Here is a 17,414-nt window from a genome sequence, read left to right on the forward strand (position 1 = left end):
ACTCCCCTCCGGTTATTCGAATTCAATACAAAAAGCACCCTAACCGGTGCTTTTCGATATGACATAATATTTTCTTTATGTAAAGATTGGCTAGGATTTCGCTCGCATTATTTACCTTCAGAATACGAATATAAATCACATAATGAGAATTATTGGTCTTCCTGTAAAATAACGATCTTAATGTATTCTAAAATTAGTAAGAAATAGACCCTGCCAGCATTAGCCAGTAGGGTCTTTGTCATGCAGGGAATATTATACAAAGGCACTAGTAATGATTACCAACAATATAAAGAGAACAAGAATCGCCGCGACTGAGTTTTTACCGCCGTATCCTCCAACACTTTCGTAACCAACTTCACCCATGAGGTCTCCTCCTTTTCTACGATCTCAATACAAAGTATTCAAAATCTCATACAATGCCAGGGCCAATATGCTTTAACAAAAAAGAACCTCACCAGCCTAAGCCAGTGAGGTCTCTTACCGATGATATCGGAGCATTACCTATAATGCGAAGTATTTTTACAGTTAACCTCTACTTGTTTTCAAATGAATTGTAGTAAATTTTACCCACCTTTGATATACTGACATTATTACTTTAGTCATGGGTGCGTGATCAATCAAATGTGGGATAAAGAACTGAAAATAGCCATACAGAAGAAGCAAAACGTAACGATATGCCTTATTGATGGCGCAGTATTACAAGGTATACCTGATGCTTGTACAGATCGCTTAGAGATGCGGAGTGTTTATGGGCCAGTCTGGGTACCATTAGAGGAAATAAAGCATGTGAGTCGATTGATACGACTAGACGCAAAAAAGAACCTACTGGCATATAGCTAGTAGGTTCTTTTTGCTATCTAAAAATGAAATGTACTTGGGTACCGTCCGGGTATCCCTCCAAATAGTTACCTACCCAGCTTCCCGCTCCTCGATTGTCAGATGGATCTATGTATTCGACACTTGCACCGTCCCCGCCTTCGGCACACATGGCCATCGGCCACTCATCCCGATCATATCCTTTTTTTGTAGGGATTCCTTTTAGCGAAGAACTCCGGTTATCATCTGCACCAGTTCGATCAATGGTACAAACTTCGGAATGGCCGGATTCAATGGCCTTTTGTATGTGATCCGCTGTCTCAGGATATCTATCCGCTGGAAACTCCAATTCGACAACGGTACCCGGTATTGGTTGGTTTACATCAATGTCATCTAACTCCGGAAAATAATTAAGGACCAACCAAACCAATAACAAGGATAAGACCGCTGTTCCAAATTTCAAGAATAACTTTTTCATACCAATTGCTCCCCCCCTTTCAAACAAAAAAATCCCTGCCAGCATAGGCCAGCAGGGATTTTCTTACCGATGCCTTCAGTTTACTTTTTTAAGTATAATCAAGTTGGCATATATTTGTAAATCACTTCTCTGTAATTGTCGCTGTCATACATTTGTGACCTTATACAAGAAAAGAGACCCCTAGAGGTCTCTTTTTCATTGATATGACAGGCTTTAAGGGCCTTTTGTTACATCATGCCACCCATTCCACCCATGCCGCCCATGTCAGGCATAGCTGGTTTTTCTGGTTCTGGCTTATCAGCGATAACCGCTTCAGTTGTCAGGAACATAGCCGCAACGGAAGCTGCGTTTTGAAGAGCGGAACGCGTTACTTTCGCAGGGTCAACGATACCTGCTTCGAACATGTTCACCCAAGTATCTGTAGCGGCGTTGTAGCCGATACCGATCTCTTCTTTTTTCAGACGCTCAACGATAACGGAACCTTCTTTGCCAGCGTTTGCTGCAATCGTGCGGATTGGCTCTTCCAGAGCGCGCAGAACGATGTTCACGCCTGTTTTCTCGTCGCCTTCTACTTGAACAGCAGCAACAGCGTTGTATACGTTAACGAGCGCTGTACCACCACCGGATACCATACCTTCTTCAACCGCAGCGCGGGTTGCGTTGAGGGCATCTTCGATGCGCAGTTTGCGTTCTTTCAGTTCTGTTTCAGTAGCCGCACCGACTTTGACCACAGCTACGCCACCAGCCAATTTAGCCAGACGCTCTTGCAATTTTTCTTTGTCGAAATCGGAAGTGGTTTCTTCCAATTGGTTGCGGATTTGCTTCACGCGAGCATCGATGTCTTCTTTGTTGCCGGCGCCATCCACGATGATGGTGTTCTCTTTGGTTACGCGCACTTGACGAGCGGTACCCAATTGATCGATGGAAGCTGTTTTCAGGTCGAGACCGAGCTCTTCCGTAATCACTTGGCCGCCAGTCAATGCAGCGATGTCTTGCAGCATGGCTTTACGACGGTCACCGAAGCCAGGAGCTTTAACAGCAACAGCGTTAAACGTACCGCGCAGTTTGTTCACGATCAGCATCGCTTGCGCTTCGCCTTCGATGTCTTCCGCGATCAGAACGAGCGGTTTGCCTTGCTGCACGATTTTTTCAAGGATCGGCAGGATCTCTTGCGTGTTGGTTACTTTTTTATCGGTGATCAGGATGTATGGATTCTCAAGAACAGCTTCCATTTTATCCGTATCAGTAATCATGTATGGAGAGATGTAGCCGCGGTCGAATTGCATACCTTCTACAACTTCCAGCTCCGTCAAGAAGCCGCGGGATTCTTCAACGGTGATGACGCCGTCTTTGCCCACTTTATCCATAGCTTCTGCAATTAGTTGACCTACTTCTTCGTCAGCTGCAGATACGGAAGCGACTTGAGCGATTTCCTGGTGGTTTTTAACTTCTTTCGCGATGTTTTGAAGTTCAGCCACAGCTGCTCTAACCGCTTTGTCGATACCCTTACGGATGATCATTGGGTTTGCGCCAGCTGTTACGTTCTTCAGACCTTCACGGATCATAGCTTGAGCCAGAACCGTTGCCGTTGTTGTACCGTCACCGGCAACATCGTTGGTTTTGGTAGCTACTTCTTTAACAAGCTGAGCACCCATGTTCTCGAATGCATCTTCCAGCTCGATTTCTTTAGCGATGGTTACACCGTCATTCGTGATGAGCGGACTTCCGAATTTCTTCTCAAGAACCACGTTACGGCCTTTCGGTCCGAGTGTTACTTTAACTGCATTTGCCAAAGCGTCTACACCGCGAAGCATTGCGCGACGGGCGTCTTCACTGAACTTAATGTCTTTTGCCATGGTATTACATACCTCCCTAGTGGATTATGAAATCGTGAAACAAAGATATATTCAGGCGTTCATTAGCCTAAGATCGCGTGGATGTCGCTTTCTTTCATAATCAAATATTCTTTACCTTCGTATTTGATTTCTGTTCCAGCGTATTTGGAGAAAATGACGCGGTCGCCTTCTTTAACTTCCAAAGGTACACGTGCGCCGTCTTTCAGGGAGCCACTGCCTACAGCAATAACTTTACCTTCTTGCGGCTTTTCTTTAGCAGAGTCAGGAAGTACAATCCCGAATGCCGTAGTTTCTTCTTGTTCGATCGGTTCTACCAATACGCGTTCACCTAAAGGTCTGATCATGAAAAAATAGCCTCCTTTAAATATGTTGTGATGCTTTTTTCAAAGCTTTATGTATTAGCACTCGACAACCCTCAGTGCTAACAACCAATTTTATGATACTCAAGTTGTCTTAAAATTTCAAGTCCTTTGCATGATTTTTTGATCATTTTTTTTGCAAATCGGACTCTGCTCAGGGTTGTCCCTAAACCCCCTACTCCATTGTATCCATGACCAGCCAAAATATGCCTGAGTCTTAAGGAACACTGTACGGCTGAATACCAAATGACGCTCCCCTTTCGTCAAACTGTGAATGACCGCGGTCCGCCGGTTCCCCATCCTTCAACCAGCGCGTTCCGAAACAAAGCATCCAGCCTTTGATCCAGATTCGTGTCTTGGTGCTTCTTATCCTTGACTAGCTGATCATATTCGTTCAATTTCTCTTCGATGAATGCGTTAATGATGGGAAGTTTCGGTTTATCATCCATCTCTTCGCCCGAACGTTTGCGAAGAAGCAACTGATTGATCTCCTGTTTCAGTGCACTTCCCTGATCTAATAGGCGATCCGTAAGCAGCTCGAATTCCATGGGAGGCATCTCGTTGTAGGTCTGAATCCAGTCGCATGCCAGGATCGGACGCAGTACATAGAAATACTTTTTGATCTTTACGTCTCCCCCTTGCAAATACATCCGGTAATTGCCTTTGGCCATGTTCAGGTAGTGGTGCATGCAAGATTTAGTTGAGAAGGCAAGCGGAGATATGCTGCGGATTTGCTGGGCGATGCCAAGCGTCTCCTTATACTTGATGGGGGACTCCAACCACTCGAGCAGGGGTGGATTCGACTTGCGAAAAAGCCCCAGTGCTTTTTTCAAATCCCAACCGCTCATATCCAGCCTGTCGCTGATCGGCCGCTCAATCACATCTCGCTTGTCGAAGATGGACAAATACCACTCCACGGGTCTGATATAGATAAACCTTACGTCATAATCGCTGTCTGTCGACGGGAAGCCCCAGGCCCTGCTGCCTGATTCGCATGCATACAGGATAAGAATCCCTTCCTCCCGCTCAATCCGCTCAAGTTCTTGCTGTATCATCAATTTCATTTCTTCCGTTATATTCATATCCGGAATCTCTCCTTCTGTATTGGCCGTGTGATGTCCAATATCCTTATTGTCTTCCAAGCGTTCATATTTCAACAGGGCGAAAGTAAGGCGCTGGCGAGATATGCTCAAGATGAAAGTTAGGACGTTATGAAATGATTCCCATGCGACCGGGAGCTAATGCACTTATGAAATTGATTTTTAACCATTCGATTCTTGAACAAAAAAACAACCCGCAAACCATGCTCCCGTGGAGTGAGGTTATGCGGGTTGTTCTTTTTCTCATGCGCTCGTATGTTGCAAAACAATTGTCATCACTATCAATCCTCTTCATCTACCTGTAAGTACCGCTTGTCCTGTTCCATGTCCGCCTCTAATTGCTTGCGGTAGACTACGGAAGACAGAAATAAGCTGAATTCGTACAGCAGCAGCAGCGGAATCGTAACCAGGATATCCGATATGAAGTCGGGCGGCGTAATGAAAGCCGCAATGAACGCAAGCGCGAAATAAGACACTTTGCGCATTTTCTTAAGCCGCAGCGGATTCAGAATGCGAATTCTCGTTAAGAACATCACCACAAGCGGCAGCTCAAACAGCAAGGCCAGCGGCAATACAAGATTAAACATGAAATTTAAGTAATTGGTAATTCCGTAGGTTTCCTCGAGCCCCATGCTCTGGGTAATCGTTGTAGTAAACGACAACGTCATCGGAAACACGACGTAATATCCGAACGTTATCCCCACGATGAACAGAAGAAACGCATACGGTACGTAACGAATGGCCGCTTTCTGCTCTTCTTTGCGAAGTCCCGGCTTGACAAACGCCCACAGCTGATAGAAGATCAGCGGAACGGAAATGACAAGCGAGAAAATGGCAGCGATTTTCATGTAAATCCCGATACCATCCCAGAAGGAGAACGCATGCAGTTCAAAGTTCTTGGCTTCTTCCGCTGCCGTCAAATAATGATAGATCGGCTCCGCAACAAAAAGCCCCCCGATCAGCCCCGCTACGAATACCACGAGCACGACTATAATTCGTTTGCGAAGCTCGCCCAAATGCTCTACAAGCGCCATATCTTTCACTTGCTCCGACATGTTAACCACCACCCTATATGTGACCCTGACAAAACAAAATCCCTCCCGAAGGAAGGGACTTCAAACCTTGCATTATTCCGGAAGACGCTTATCCTCAACCTTGGTTGGCTCAGCGGCAACGGCTTGCTGGGGAGCCTCTTCTTTCTTCTTCGCCGGTGCATCGTCAGCAATAATCTCGCGCGCACCATCCTTAAACTCACGGAATGTTCTTCCGACCGCACGTCCCAGTTCAGGAAGCTTGTTCGGTCCGAACAAGAGTAGCGCCAAAATGACGAGCAAAATAATACCCGGCACTCCAATTGTACTCATATCTATTCTCCTCCTTGTCCTGCTTAATGCCTTTAAAGGACCTCAGGATGATCTAAATCCGTCACGCCTTGCACTACAACAGGTGTTAACTAAAGACCATAATCCGACTACAGCAGTTGAAACAAGCTCATATACCGTCATCATACCATAATGTAAATCACATATACAGTCTAGAATCGTGACAGATTATTTACATAATTATCTAATAGGGTGGCCTTTAGAGCTGCTCCCGATACTGGCCCGTTACCATTAGCAGTGCCTCCGGAAGCTGATCCATGACCGCCGCCAGATTCTCGTGCACGCCTTTGGGCGAGCCCGGAAGATTGACAATCAAGGTACGGCCGCGGACGCCGCATACGCCCCGGAACAGCATCGCGCTCCGATTCTTCTGCATGACGGTAGCACGCATCGCTTCTACGATGCCGGGCACTTCCCGTTCGATGACCCGCTTGGTTGCCTCCGGGGTAACATCGCGGACCGCCAGCTCCGTTCCGCCTGTCGTGAGCACGAGATCCACTTGATAATAATCCGTCAGTTCGATCAATGCCGCGATAATTTCATCCGGCTCGTCCGGTACGATCCGGTATTCAATAATTTCTCCGCTCAGCTCTTCCTCCACCAATTCCCGGATCACTTGAGCGCTCGTATCCTCGCGTTCCCCCCGCGAACCTTTATCGCTCGCCGTTAGGATCGCCGTTTTCCACACCATCTGCCCTCTCTCCCTTCCACTCGTTCGAATCTCCTGTCTCTATGCAATGCTATGTTGTTTCTTGTATGTAATCCCCGCTCTTCCCACCGGTTTTGCTTACCAGGTAGGTCGGGCCGATGACCATGTCTTTTTGCAAGGCTTTGCACATGTCATAGACCGTCAGCGCAGCCGCTGAAGCTGCTGTCAAAGCTTCCATTTCAACGCCGGTTTTGCCTGTGGTCTTCACGGTCGTTTCTATATATAACTCATCTCTAGCATTATCGCTGAACTCCACATTCACGCCGGTCAACGGCAGCGGATGACACATCGGAATCCAGTTTGACGTGTTCTTGGCCGCCATAATAGCCGCAACCTGTGCTACAGCAAGCACATCTCCCTTGCCGATCTTCCCCTCATGGATGCGAATCAGCGTATCTGGGTGCATACGAACCGTAGTCTTTGCTACCGCTGTCCGGGCCGTTACATCCTTATCGCTGACATCCACCATTCGTGCTCTGCCTTGGCCATTAAAATGACTCAATTCCATCTCTTATCCCTCCGCTGCAGGTCTGGCCTTCACAGTATGTCCCCGTTCCGTAACCAAACCGTCCAATACCTTATCATGCTCTTCCATGGGAACATGCTCCAAGACCTGAACCTCGTAGCCGATTCCCACCCACAAAGGCTCACCGATCTGACGAGAGGTGTCTTGTGCTCCTTGACTAAGCCTGTCCGACAGCCGGTCATAATAACCGCCTCCGTATCCAAGTCTTCCGCCCTTCCTGTCAAACGCAAGCCCAGGCACCCAGATGATATCAGGCCTATGATCCATCCATTTCTGTGATCGCTGCGGATCAGGCTCCAGAATACCATAAGCTCCGGGAATCAGCTCATTCCATCCCTGAAGCTTATACAATTCCAGCGAACGGTCTTGGGGCAAACTCCGGGGAACGATAACCTGAATCCCCTGCTTCCATGCCCATTCAACCAGCGGCCGGGAATCCAGTTCGGAGCGAAAGGGGACATAAATCATCATGCTCTGAAGTCGGAGCCGCTTCATGACCTCCGAAGCAAACTCGCAGGCTTGCTGTGATCGCTTCGCCCGCTCCTCCTCAGATAATTCATCCCTGCGTGATAGCATCAATTTGCGCAGGGCATCTTTTGCGGATACCCGCTTCAATTCTTCCTCAGGGTTCAACACGTGATCTTTCCTCTCACGCTTATAATTAAGTTTAGTTTACCACTGTTCCTTCCTTTAGCCAAGAATGCAGGAAGTCGCCAATCATGGTCGATTGTTCGGTCATTTTCATGTACACTTACTTTAAGATATCAAATCGTATAGACTTCAAAGCATGACCATCCTGATATCGCAAGAAAAATAGCTTCTAAAAACGGTCTGTCTTCTGTGAGTGTACGTCGGTAGACGTTTTTCTTATAATGAAGAATTAATCGAACAAACATATAGAATGATGGAGGTTTCACATAACATGCTGCTGCAAGCCAATGGCATTACGAAATTATACGGAGTTACGCCCGTGCTGGACGGGATCAGTCTACAGGTGCTTGAACGCGAAAGAATCGGCCTTGTCGGAGTCAATGGAGCCGGGAAATCGACCCTGCTCAAAATTTTGGCAGGCGAGATGTCTTATGATGGGGGGCAAATCTTCAAGGCTAAGGAAACCACCGTCGGTTATCTTGCCCAGAACAGCGGGCTTCAGTCGGATTCGTCGATATGGAACGAAATGCTGGATGTCTTCACTCCCCTTCTGGAGATGGAGCGCGAGCTGCGTCAGATGGAGGAACAAATTGCCGACCCGAAGTCAAGCGAGGATCCGAAGAAATACCAGGAGCTTCTGGATCGTTATGCGATCCGTTCGGACTGGTTCAAGGATCAGGGCGGTTATGAGATCGAAACACGTATCCGCAGCGTCCTTCACGGCATGGGATTTGGCAGCTTTTCGCCGGACACCTCCATTGCCACATTAAGCGGCGGGCAGAAGACAAGGCTGGCCCTTGCAAAAATATTGCTGCAGGCACCCGACCTGCTCATGCTGGATGAACCGACGAACCATCTGGATATCGCAACGCTCACCTGGCTGGAGGATTATCTACGAGGCTATTCCGGTTCATTGCTTGTCGTTTCCCACGACCGCTATTTCCTGGATCGTCTCGTGACGACCATCGTTGAAATCGAACGCCGTCACTCCAAAAAATATACGGGCAACTACAGCCGGTATATTGAGCTGAAGGCAGCGGAATACGAATCCCAGCTGAAGCAATACGAGAAGCAGCAGGATGAGATCTCTCGCATGGAGACCTTCATTCAGCGAAATCTGGTCCGGGCCTCTACGACCAAGCGGGCGCAGAGCCGTCGCAAAGCGCTGGATAAAATGGAACGGATGGACAAACCGCTGGGGGATATGAAGAAAGCACATTTTTGTTTTGAAGCCGAGTATATGTCAGGCAAGGATGTGCTTCATGTGCGGGATCTGGCGCTTGCGTTCGAGCAGGACAAACCATTGTTTAGGCAGGTTTCCTTTGATCTCAGCCGCGGAGAAACCGTAGCTTTGATCGGTCCCAACGGGGTTGGCAAATCGACGCTCCTTAAATGCCTGATCGGTACATTGAAGCCAACGGCGGGATCGCTGCAATGGGGAACAAAAGTGAAAATCGGCTACTACGATCAAGAGCAATCCGAGCTGAATCCGAGCAATACCGTTCTGGAAGAGCTATGGGGCACCTATCCGCATATGGAGGAAGCCCGCATCCGCACCGTTCTGGGCAACTTCCTCTTCAGCGGCGAAGATGTGCTCAAGAAGATCAGTTCCTTAAGCGGTGGGGAAAAAGCACGCGTCTCGCTTGCCAAGCTGATGCTCCTGGAAGCCAACATGCTCATCTTGGACGAGCCGACGAACCATCTCGACTTATTTGCAAAAGAGGTTCTGGAATCCGCACTAATGGATTACGAAGGCACTTTATTGTTCATATCCCATGACCGTTACTTCCTCAACAAAATGGCCGAACGCATCATCGAGCTTCATCCGGACGGCATTCAACATTTCCTGGGTAATTATGACGACTATACGGAGAAAAAGCAGGAAATTCTCGATATGAATGACGAACCTTCCGAGCCGTTTGCTCGTCACACGCTGAAGGTGGAAGGGAAAGCCGAAGCTACCGTCGAGAAACAGGGAGCCGTTTCCTTTGAAGCCGAGAAGCAAGCAAAGCGGGAGGAACGAAACCGTCAGCGCAAGCTCATAAGTCTGGAAGAGCAAATTCACGCTTTGGAATCGGACATCTCCCAGCTAGAGACCGAGATGACGCTGCCGGAGATCTATCAGGATTATATGGCACTCCAAGAACGCCAGCAGTCGTTAGAGGAGAAAAAGAGTCAGCTTGAGCATATTTTTGCCGAATGGGAGTCATTGCTGGAAACTTAAAAAAAATTCACAAAAGTGTTTCAAATGGAGTTTTGCATTTATACACAAACTTATCCCCAATAATGGTGCATAAGTTTACCATGGAAATGGCCGAAATGGCCATTTTTTTGTTGTTATTCGCGCATCTTCGGTCCTATATCCAACTTTATCCACTAAGTTATTCACATTATCCACAGTTTCCACCGAAGAAATTGAAAATCCTGTCCCCTCTTTTCAGCGTCTTGCAAAAGACCGATTTATCGACATTTTTCTCGCTTATGCACATTTTTCGGCGAATATGTGGATAACGTTGTTCACAACTTGACAGAATTACATGTCTTATATAATAGCCTTCTATATAGACTTACCACTTGTTATTAGCCAGTTATATTAAGCTAGATTTTGAAAAAAGCGACCTTCCTCAGTGCAGTTCGGAAGGTCGCTTGTGCCAACAATTATCGAAGTGGAGACGCTAAGGTTCCCTGTTCAGCTTCCTCGCCTCTAGACCGACATCAACGCCGAGTTGCATGCAGCAACGTATGCCAGGCCTGCGGACATAACGATATCCTGATGCACGGCCGTGCCGCGGAAGATCTTGCCGGCCTTCTCAACCGTTACCGCCGCTTCGGCATGCGCATCTTCGCCGCTGCTTAAGGAATGAAGTTCCAGATCGCCAAAGCGGATGTCGCTGCTAATTCCTTGGCTGATTGCCGAAATAACGGCTTGCACCGGACCGTCTGCAACGCTAGAGTAGGTGGCTTCCATTTGCTCGCTCAGATGTCGCAGCGTGACAGCCGCAACCCGGCTGCTGCCCGTTCCCGAAATGACCTGCGCCTCGGTAAGCTCATATACTTGGGCCGGTTTTCCCAAAGTGCTGCTCACCATCTGCAGCAGCTGATCATCGCTGACCACCTTCTGGCGGTCAGCCGTCTCCTTGAAGGTATCGTACAAGGACTCCATCTCGGCTCCATCGAGCTGGACACCGTATCGGGCAAGACGATCTTTCAGCGCATGACGACCGGAATGCTTGCCCAGCACGATCATGCTCCGCGGGATGCCCAGCTTTTCCGGGTCCATAATCTCGTAGGTGCTTCGATCCTTCAGCAGACCGTCCTGGTGGATGCCGGACTCATGCTGGAAGGCGTTCCGGCCGACCACAGGCTTATTGAAGGCAATCGGAAAATGCATCGCGCCGCTAACGAGACGAGATACTTCATACAGCTTCTCGGCCGTAATGCCCGTCTCTGCCCGCAGCATGTCACCCCGAGTAGATAGAGCCATGACCAGCTCCTCCAGTGCGCAATTGCCTGTACGCTCGCCCACCCCATTCACGGTAACCTCGATTTGGCTTGCGCCATTCTCAATCGCGGCCAGGCTGTTGGCCACAGCCAAGCCGAGATCATTGTGGCAGTGGGCGCTATAAGCGACCGTCTTTCCGCCACGGGCGCCTTCCCGCACACGTCGAAACATCTCGCCGTATTCATTCGGAAGCGCATATCCAACCGTATCGGGCAGATTGATCATCGTTGCACCCTCTTCAATGACAGCCTCCACCATCTCAATCAAGTCGTCAATACCGGTACGCGAGGCATCCATCGCCGTAAATTCCACCACGTCGCTGAACTGCTTCGCATATGCTGTCATCTCACGTGCCCTAGCCACCACATCCTGACGGCTCATGCGCAGCTGGTGGCGAAGATGGATGTCGGAAGACGAAATAAACAGATGAATCCGCCTTCTGGCCGCGTCTTGGGTGGCCTTGACGGCAGCATCAATATCCCCTCTCACAGCACGCGCGAATCCGCATATCTCCACCTGTTGCAGCTGTCTCGAGATGGCCTGCACAGCTGCAAACTCCCCGGGGCTGGACACCGGGAACCCAGGCTCCATCACATCAACGCCCAGCTCCGCCAGCTTTCCGGCCAGCACAATTTTCTGCTCAGGCTGCAGGCTTGCCCCCGGTGCCTGTTCCCCGTCCCGCAATGTGGTATCGAATATTTGGATGGTTCTCATGGATTCACTCATTTTTGTATACTCCTCCTTGGTTATGGTATGACCCGATTTCCTACGGGCTTGTTGTCCCATCTGCTCGATATGTTCGCTTTACGTCCGCACGTCGACTTGCGTCCGCATCCCACCCTGCTGCTGCCGGCAGCAAAAAAGCCCGCCATCTCTTCATATAAGAGACGACGGGCTAACACCCTCCGTGGTACCACTCTAATTGACGCGCCTCGTTCGCAGCTGTCTGCCGCGACATGTACACGCCCACTCACTGTCCATAAACTCCTCATACCGGCCGGACATGAAGAGAATGGACATCCTGATGACGGAGGAAACTCCGTAAGAGAGTACGGCCGCATTCATCGTCATTGGTCTGTCTTGCTCCATCAGCCGATGTGTGCTGTTCCCCTCTTCCGCTCCCGGGCGAGATTCAAAGCTTGCTGCCGCTGCGTTACACCAAAACCGCAGCTCTCTGTAGACAGCCCTCTTTTACTGCTCCCGTTCATCGCGTTTATACGATATGCTGTTATGCAGAATCTCATGATATCCGGCACTTCACCGAGTATCTTGCCTCTTTGTACTGTTTCGTTGTCATATGCCTACTTCTGCTTGATCAAAGCATTAGCTGCCTAATAAGTATGCAAAAAAGCCTGCCATCTCTTATTCAAGAGACGACAGGCTATCCTATCGCGGTACCACTCTTGTTGACTCTAAGCTCCCGGGTTCATACTGCTGTCTCCCGGACCTTAAAGCCCCCTCCATCGCCAAATCACAAATGATTTGTGCGCAGCCGTTCTCACGGAGGCCATCCCGTAGCAAGGTCAAACTCCGCAATCCAATCCATGCCTGTTCGGCATTTCATTGCGCAAGGTTCCCCCGCTCCGCTCCCAGGTGAGTTCAGGTTCCTCTCGTCTGCGTTGCACCGTCCCGCAGCTCTCTTCATCCAAGGTTCACCTTACTGGTCCTGTTCTTCGCGTTTCAACATTCTGAAATTTGATCAAGATTATACATCCTATATAGAGGCGTGTCAAGACGCTTTAGCTTAGTGACTGCGCCCAAAGTTCCAGCGACATTTGGGGGTCGGCCTTCATATCGAGCGGTGTAAAGTTCCCCTGCTTCCATTTCAGATGCGCCGCGGCGGCAATCATCGCTCCGTTATCGGTACAATACTGGAATGGCGGGATCGTAAGCATAATCCCTTCCTGCTCGCAACGTTCAGCCAATGTTTTACGGAGCCCGCGATTAGCGGCAACACCACCGCACAACAGCAACTGCTTGGCATCATATGCTCTGACCGCGCGAACCGCCTTTTCCACGAGCACTTCAACCACCGATTCCTGGAAACCCCGGGCTATCGCTTCCGTCCGGACTTCTTCTCCACGCATTTTGCTCTGATTGACGACATTTAATACAGCCGATTTCAGACCGCTGAAGCTGAAGTCGTAGGAATCCGGCTCCAGCCATACACGGGGAAGCTCCACAACCTCTTCGGCCTCCAATGCCATACGGTCGACATGCGGGCCCCCGGGATACGGGAAGCCAAGCGCTCTGGCCACTTTGTCGTACGCTTCGCCAACTGCATCATCGCGCGTCCTGCCGATCAACTCAAAGCTGCCTTCGTCTTTCATGTAAACCAGCTCGGTGTGACCGCCGGAAACAACCAGTGCCATACAAGGGTAAGCGATATCGCCCACAAAGCGGTTGGCATAAATATGACCCGCAATATGATGCGTACCGATTAGCGGCTTGTCAAGCGCAAACGCCAGGCTTTTAGCAGCCATAACGCCAACGAGTAGCGCTCCGACCAGACCAGGCCCCTGCGTTACGGCGATCGCCGACAAATCCTTCATTTCAATGCCGGCCTCAGCTACGGCTTGTTCAATAATTAGCGTGATGCTCTCCACATGCTTGCGGGAAGCCACCTCGGGGACCACCCCGCCAAAAGCTTTATGCGTTTCAATCTGGCTGGCAATGACGCTGGACAAAACCTCGTAGCCATCCTTTACTACGGCAACCGAGGTTTCATCGCAGCTCGTTTCTATCGCCAATATGCAGCTGTGCTGCCGGTCCACTCTTTCTTCATTCATGATAGCCTTTGACTTCCTTCCTCGCCATCGTCCTCCAGATAAGGGGGCAGATCTGCCCACATGATGAGTGCGTCTTCCTGGTTATCGGAATAATACCCCTTCCGGACACCGGCTGGTTTAAACCCTTTTTTGGTATATAAGTGCTGGGCAACGTGATTGGATACCCGAACTTCCAGCGTCATTTTCTCCATTCCCATATAGGCAGCGGTCTTCATCAGTTCCGTAAGCAGTCGATCGCCCCACTTGCGTCCGCGGTACTGCTCCAGCAGCGCAATATTCGTAACGTGTGCTTCGTCAACGATCGTCCACATGCCCGCATATCCAACCGTCTTGCCTTCGTACTCCATAATCATATAACGTGCAAAATGATTCAGTTTCAGCTCATTGTGAAAAGCTTCCTCGGTCCAAGGCACGGTGAACGCTTCACGCTCCACCACGAGGACCTCCGGAATATCCTCCAGGGTCATCAACCGAAAGGACAAACCGTCTTCACCATTTACCGGCTTCTTCTGCTGATCCATGACGAATCCTACGCTCCCTTCACCGCTTACGCAGCAGGTTCGCTTCCGCTTCGGAAAGCTGTGTATAATTGGGCACCAGTGTATGCACATCATCCGCTTCCCCAGCGAGCAACCTCGCTGCTCCCAAGTACCCCATCCAGCGGCCTTCAAGCGAATACGGATGAATATGCAGCCCGTCTCCAAACCCAGGCTCAAGCCCGCGAGCGGTTTCGGCATGAAGCTCCACTTCCCCAGTAAACCAAAGGCAAACCGGGCGCTCCTCTTCAGGCAGCTTGCTGATCCGTTCCTGTATGGCCTCCACCCAGGATTGCATCAGGCGAATACCGTCTGCCTCCATACGTATCGGCGCATCCTCTTGGCTCTCTGAATCGACAGCGAATAATGCCGTGTACACTTGTCCCCGTCTTGCATCCAGCAGCGGAATGACCCAGTGGACTCCCTTCTTCGGCTCGGCTTGATGCCATCCGGAGTTCAAGCCCCCCCATGCCAAGGCATGCAGGCTGGATACCCCGACAACCGGGATGTGATTAGCCCATGCCAATGTTTTGGCAGCCGTTACCGCAATCCGGATCCCCGTATAAGAACCCGGACCTACTCCTACGGCAATGCCGTCCATCTGGTCCATGCCGAGGCCTGCTTCCGCAAGCGTCTGTGCCATCACCGGGTGTAGATGCACCGAGTGGTTACGGTCCGCATTCGTGTTCACTTCCGACAGCAGCTTGTCCTGCTCCATCACGGATACCGTCAGCGATGCCGTAGACGTATCCAGCGCCAAAAACCGCTGCTGCGGCTTCGTGTCATTGTTGTTCATTCCAGCTACCCCATTTTTCATTCAAATCCCGGCACCACTCGCCATAGGGCTCGCCCTGGCTTGAAAGTGTGATGATCCGGTTAGTTTCGCCTGTCGTTTCAAGCTGGATATGCAGATAACGCTCCGGCAAAAGTTCGGTGATCAGGCTGCTCCACTCCACGAGACAAACCCCTTCTCCAAAAAAGTACTCATCCAGCCCGAGCTCATCCGCTTCATCGATCGACAAACGGTACACATCCATATGGTAGAGCGGCAGACGCCCCTCATATTCTTTAATAATCGTAAATGTCGGGCTATTCACAACCCCGTTCACACCAAGGTGCCGTGCAAATTGTTTGGAGAATGCCGTTTTTCCTGCTCCAAGATCTCCGTCCAGGCCGATGACAGTCCCTGGCTCCGCCCTCGCGGCCAGCCAGGCAGCAAGCTGCTCCGTCTCCTCCAGACTGCTTGAAATCATTCGAAACTGGCCCTCCGTACGGCCATTGTTCACTGATAACCCACCCTTTGCTTAGTTTGCCCATATCTTAAAATACTTGATCTTCATTATATCGGTCCTCCCAAGCCGCTGCAAGAACATGGGTTTTGCTTTTAAGTTTGGGATGAGAAAAGAAACGTCAACCCAGGTATCAAACACTGACACGATGTAGTCAAAGATCAAGCCTTATAGTTAAACCAGAACAAAGATAAACCATGATAAAAACCTTGAGGAGGATGACAATGAATATAACAAACATACCGAACACAGCCCCTTTTTCCGAAACAACTATAACTCCCTTTCACATTGAAATTCCGGATTCGGACCTGATTGATCTTAAGGAACGTTTGGCCCGTACTCGCTGGCCTGATGATCTGGAGGATAACCACTGGGATTATGGCACGCCGCTGTCTTACCTAAAGAAGCTATCAACTTATTGGAAGAATTCATATGACTGGCGTAAATATGAAGCCATGCTGAATGAATTCCCTCAATTCACGACCACCATCGATGGCCAAAATATCCACTTCCTGCATGTTCGCTCCCCTGAGCCTGATGCACTGCCTCTAATCGTTACCCATGGCTGGCCAGGATCGATTGTAGAGTTTAAACATATGATTGAACCGCTCACCAACCCAGGCAAGTACGGTGGAAATCCGTCCGATGCATTTCATCTCGTGATCCCCTCCCTTCCAGGTTTCGGCTTCTCCGGGCATACAACGGAACGGGGATGGAACATCGAGCGTGTAGCTAGAGCGTGGGATGAATTAATGCGTCGCTTGGGCTATGAACGCTATGGAGCTCAAGGTGGAGATACCGGGTGTTTGGTTTCGGCTGAACTTGGCCGGATCGCTGCAGAGCGTATCATTGGCGTTCACTGTAATGGTTTGTCGGTGTTCCCAACCGGAGATCCTGCTGAAACCGAGAACCTTACGGCTGCAGAGCAGCTGCGCTATGGTGAATTAGCCGGTGGCGGATTTGACGGGTCCGGATATGCCGTCCTTCAAGCAACCAGACCGCAGACACTATCCTATGGCTTAACAGATTCCCCGGTTGGTCAGCTTGCATGGATTGTGGAGAAGTTTAAGGCATGGACAGATCCAACGGCAGATCTCCCTGAGGATGCGGTTGATCTCGATCTGCTTCTTACAAATGTCTCAATCTATTGGCTCACAGCTACAGCAGGCTCATCTGCAAGAATCTATAAAGAAAGCTCCAGTAATTGGGGAGCGCCAGCACCCTATTCCTCGGTGCCCATGGGCGTGGCGGTCTTCCCCAAGGACCTTTCCATTCGGAGCATGGCTCAGCGCCAGTACAACATACTGCATTGGTCAGAATTCGACCGAGGCGGCCATTTCGCCGCATTGGAAGCTCCTGATTTGTTGGCTGATGATATCCGATTATTTTTCAGAGGGATTCGTTAACGACGTAGTCAACAC

General features: G+C 49.9%; 17 protein-coding genes and 1 other annotated feature. Of the genes, 2 read left to right on the top strand and 15 right to left on the bottom strand.

Annotated elements, in window-relative coordinates:
* Positions 1-252: 252 nt before the first annotated feature.
* The 10 genes from yjcZ to MHH48_RS29215 form a co-directional block, all read right to left on the bottom strand.
* The gene (gene yjcZ, locus MHH48_RS29170; RefSeq protein WP_083659774.1) at positions 253-363 is read right to left on the bottom strand and encodes a sporulation protein YjcZ; all 111 of its coding nucleotides are present in this window, start codon (positions 361-363) and stop codon (positions 253-255) included.
* A 490-nt stretch (positions 364-853) separates the two neighbouring features.
* On the bottom strand, positions 854-1,294 hold the full coding sequence (locus tag MHH48_RS29175; RefSeq protein ID WP_076324707.1) for a NucA/NucB deoxyribonuclease domain-containing protein: 441 nt from the start codon (positions 1,292-1,294) through the stop codon (positions 854-856).
* 227 nt (positions 1,295-1,521) lie between these two features.
* Entirely contained in the window at positions 1,522-3,150 is a 1,629-nt protein-coding gene (groL, locus tag MHH48_RS29180) for a chaperonin GroEL (RefSeq protein WP_076324708.1), read from the bottom strand.
* A gap of 62 nt (positions 3,151-3,212) precedes the next feature.
* Positions 3,213-3,494 carry a co-chaperone GroES gene (gene groES, locus MHH48_RS29185; protein WP_006212454.1) on the bottom strand — a complete coding sequence of 94 codons (282 nt, stop codon included), beginning with the start codon at positions 3,492-3,494 and terminating at the stop codon, positions 3,213-3,215.
* A gap of 278 nt (positions 3,495-3,772) precedes the next feature.
* A complete protein-coding gene (locus tag MHH48_RS29190; protein ID WP_076324709.1) occupies positions 3,773-4,591 on the bottom strand; it encodes a nucleotidyltransferase domain-containing protein in 819 nt (272 codons plus the stop codon).
* A gap of 299 nt (positions 4,592-4,890) precedes the next feature.
* Entirely contained in the window at positions 4,891-5,664 is a 774-nt protein-coding gene (tatC, locus tag MHH48_RS29195; RefSeq protein WP_076324710.1) for a twin-arginine translocase subunit TatC, read from the bottom strand.
* A gap of 72 nt (positions 5,665-5,736) precedes the next feature.
* Positions 5,737-5,973 carry a twin-arginine translocase TatA/TatE family subunit gene (locus MHH48_RS29200; protein WP_076324711.1) on the bottom strand — a complete coding sequence of 79 codons (237 nt, stop codon included), beginning with the start codon at positions 5,971-5,973 and terminating at the stop codon, positions 5,737-5,739.
* A gap of 217 nt (positions 5,974-6,190) precedes the next feature.
* Entirely contained in the window at positions 6,191-6,682 is a 492-nt protein-coding gene (locus MHH48_RS29205; RefSeq protein ID WP_076324712.1) for a MogA/MoaB family molybdenum cofactor biosynthesis protein, read from the bottom strand.
* 49 nt (positions 6,683-6,731) lie between these two features.
* Positions 6,732-7,208, bottom strand: a complete 477-nt coding sequence (gene moaC, locus MHH48_RS29210) for a cyclic pyranopterin monophosphate synthase MoaC (RefSeq protein ID WP_076324713.1) — start codon at positions 7,206-7,208, stop codon at positions 6,732-6,734.
* A 3-nt stretch (positions 7,209-7,211) separates the two neighbouring features.
* Positions 7,212-7,862: a 5-formyltetrahydrofolate cyclo-ligase gene (locus MHH48_RS29215; RefSeq protein ID WP_256720729.1), complete on the bottom strand. Its 651-nt coding sequence runs from the start codon at positions 7,860-7,862 to the stop codon at positions 7,212-7,214.
* Positions 7,863-8,148: 286 nt separating this feature from the next.
* Between MHH48_RS29215 and MHH48_RS29220 the strand changes: the two genes are divergently transcribed.
* The gene (locus tag MHH48_RS29220) at positions 8,149-10,101 is read left to right on the top strand and encodes an ABC-F family ATP-binding cassette domain-containing protein (protein WP_076324714.1); all 1,953 of its coding nucleotides are present in this window, start codon (positions 8,149-8,151) and stop codon (positions 10,099-10,101) included.
* 480 nt (positions 10,102-10,581) lie between these two features.
* On the opposite strand, the gene MHH48_RS29225 is transcribed toward MHH48_RS29220, so the two are convergent.
* From MHH48_RS29225 to tsaE, 5 genes are all read right to left on the bottom strand, one after another.
* Positions 10,582-12,105, bottom strand: a complete 1,524-nt coding sequence (locus tag MHH48_RS29225) for a 2-isopropylmalate synthase (RefSeq protein WP_076324715.1) — start codon at positions 12,103-12,105, stop codon at positions 10,582-10,584.
* A gap of 154 nt (positions 12,106-12,259) precedes the next feature.
* Positions 12,260-12,596, bottom strand: a binding site (T-box leader).
* Between the two features lie 522 nt (positions 12,597-13,118).
* Positions 13,119-14,168: a tRNA (adenosine(37)-N6)-threonylcarbamoyltransferase complex transferase subunit TsaD gene (tsaD, locus tag MHH48_RS29230; RefSeq protein ID WP_076324716.1), complete on the bottom strand. Its 1,050-nt coding sequence runs from the start codon at positions 14,166-14,168 to the stop codon at positions 13,119-13,121.
* On the bottom strand, positions 14,165-14,689 hold the full coding sequence (gene rimI / locus MHH48_RS29235) for a ribosomal protein S18-alanine N-acetyltransferase (RefSeq protein WP_076324717.1): 525 nt from the start codon (positions 14,687-14,689) through the stop codon (positions 14,165-14,167). The genes tsaD and rimI overlap by 4 nt, the downstream gene beginning before the upstream one ends.
* A 19-nt stretch (positions 14,690-14,708) precedes the next feature.
* A complete protein-coding gene (gene tsaB / locus MHH48_RS29240; protein ID WP_076324718.1) occupies positions 14,709-15,500 on the bottom strand; it encodes a tRNA (adenosine(37)-N6)-threonylcarbamoyltransferase complex dimerization subunit type 1 TsaB in 792 nt (263 codons plus the stop codon).
* Entirely contained in the window at positions 15,487-15,957 is a 471-nt protein-coding gene (tsaE, locus tag MHH48_RS29245) for a tRNA (adenosine(37)-N6)-threonylcarbamoyltransferase complex ATPase subunit type 1 TsaE (RefSeq protein ID WP_076324719.1), read from the bottom strand. The genes tsaB and tsaE overlap by 14 nt, the downstream gene beginning before the upstream one ends.
* Positions 15,958-16,217: 260 nt before the next feature.
* On the opposite strand from tsaE, the gene MHH48_RS29250 reads away from it, so the two are divergent.
* Entirely contained in the window at positions 16,218-17,399 is a 1,182-nt protein-coding gene (locus tag MHH48_RS29250; protein ID WP_076324720.1) for an epoxide hydrolase family protein, read from the top strand.
* Positions 17,400-17,414 lie beyond the last annotated feature (15 nt).

This window comes from Paenibacillus sp. FSL F4-0100 (assembly GCF_037993005.1).
Lineage (GTDB): Bacteria > Bacillota > Bacilli > Paenibacillales > Paenibacillaceae > Paenibacillus_AQ.

Coding starts and splice junctions, on each gene's coding strand:
- yjcZ (WP_083659774.1), bottom strand. CDS start 363: ATGGGTGAAGTTGGTTACGAAAGTGTTGGAGGATACGGCGGTAAAAAC.
- MHH48_RS29175 (WP_076324707.1), bottom strand. CDS start 1,294: ATGAAAAAGTTATTCTTGAAATTTGGAACAGCGGTCTTATCCTTGTTA.
- groL (WP_076324708.1), bottom strand. CDS start 3,150: ATGGCAAAAGACATTAAGTTCAGTGAAGACGCCCGTCGCGCAATGCTT.
- groES (WP_006212454.1), bottom strand. CDS start 3,494: ATGATCAGACCTTTAGGTGAACGCGTATTGGTAGAACCGATCGAACAA.
- MHH48_RS29190 (WP_076324709.1), bottom strand. CDS start 4,591: ATGAATATAACGGAAGAAATGAAATTGATGATACAGCAAGAACTTGAG.
- tatC (WP_076324710.1), bottom strand. CDS start 5,664: ATGTCGGAGCAAGTGAAAGATATGGCGCTTGTAGAGCATTTGGGCGAG.
- MHH48_RS29200 (WP_076324711.1), bottom strand. CDS start 5,973: ATGAGTACAATTGGAGTGCCGGGTATTATTTTGCTCGTCATTTTGGCG.
- MHH48_RS29205 (WP_076324712.1), bottom strand. CDS start 6,682: ATGGTGTGGAAAACGGCGATCCTAACGGCGAGCGATAAAGGTTCGCGG.
- moaC (WP_076324713.1), bottom strand. CDS start 7,208: ATGGAATTGAGTCATTTTAATGGCCAAGGCAGAGCACGAATGGTGGAT.
- MHH48_RS29220 (WP_076324714.1), top strand. CDS start 8,149: ATGCTGCTGCAAGCCAATGGCATTACGAAATTATACGGAGTTACGCCC.
- MHH48_RS29225 (WP_076324715.1), bottom strand. CDS start 12,105: ATGAGTGAATCCATGAGAACCATCCAAATATTCGATACCACATTGCGG.
- tsaD (WP_076324716.1), bottom strand. CDS start 14,168: ATGAATGAAGAAAGAGTGGACCGGCAGCACAGCTGCATATTGGCGATA.
- rimI (WP_076324717.1), bottom strand. CDS start 14,689: ATGGATCAGCAGAAGAAGCCGGTAAATGGTGAAGACGGTTTGTCCTTT.
- tsaB (WP_076324718.1), bottom strand. CDS start 15,500: ATGAACAACAATGACACGAAGCCGCAGCAGCGGTTTTTGGCGCTGGAT.
- tsaE (WP_076324719.1), bottom strand. CDS start 15,957: ATGATTTCAAGCAGTCTGGAGGAGACGGAGCAGCTTGCTGCCTGGCTG.
- MHH48_RS29250 (WP_076324720.1), top strand. CDS start 16,218: ATGAATATAACAAACATACCGAACACAGCCCCTTTTTCCGAAACAACT.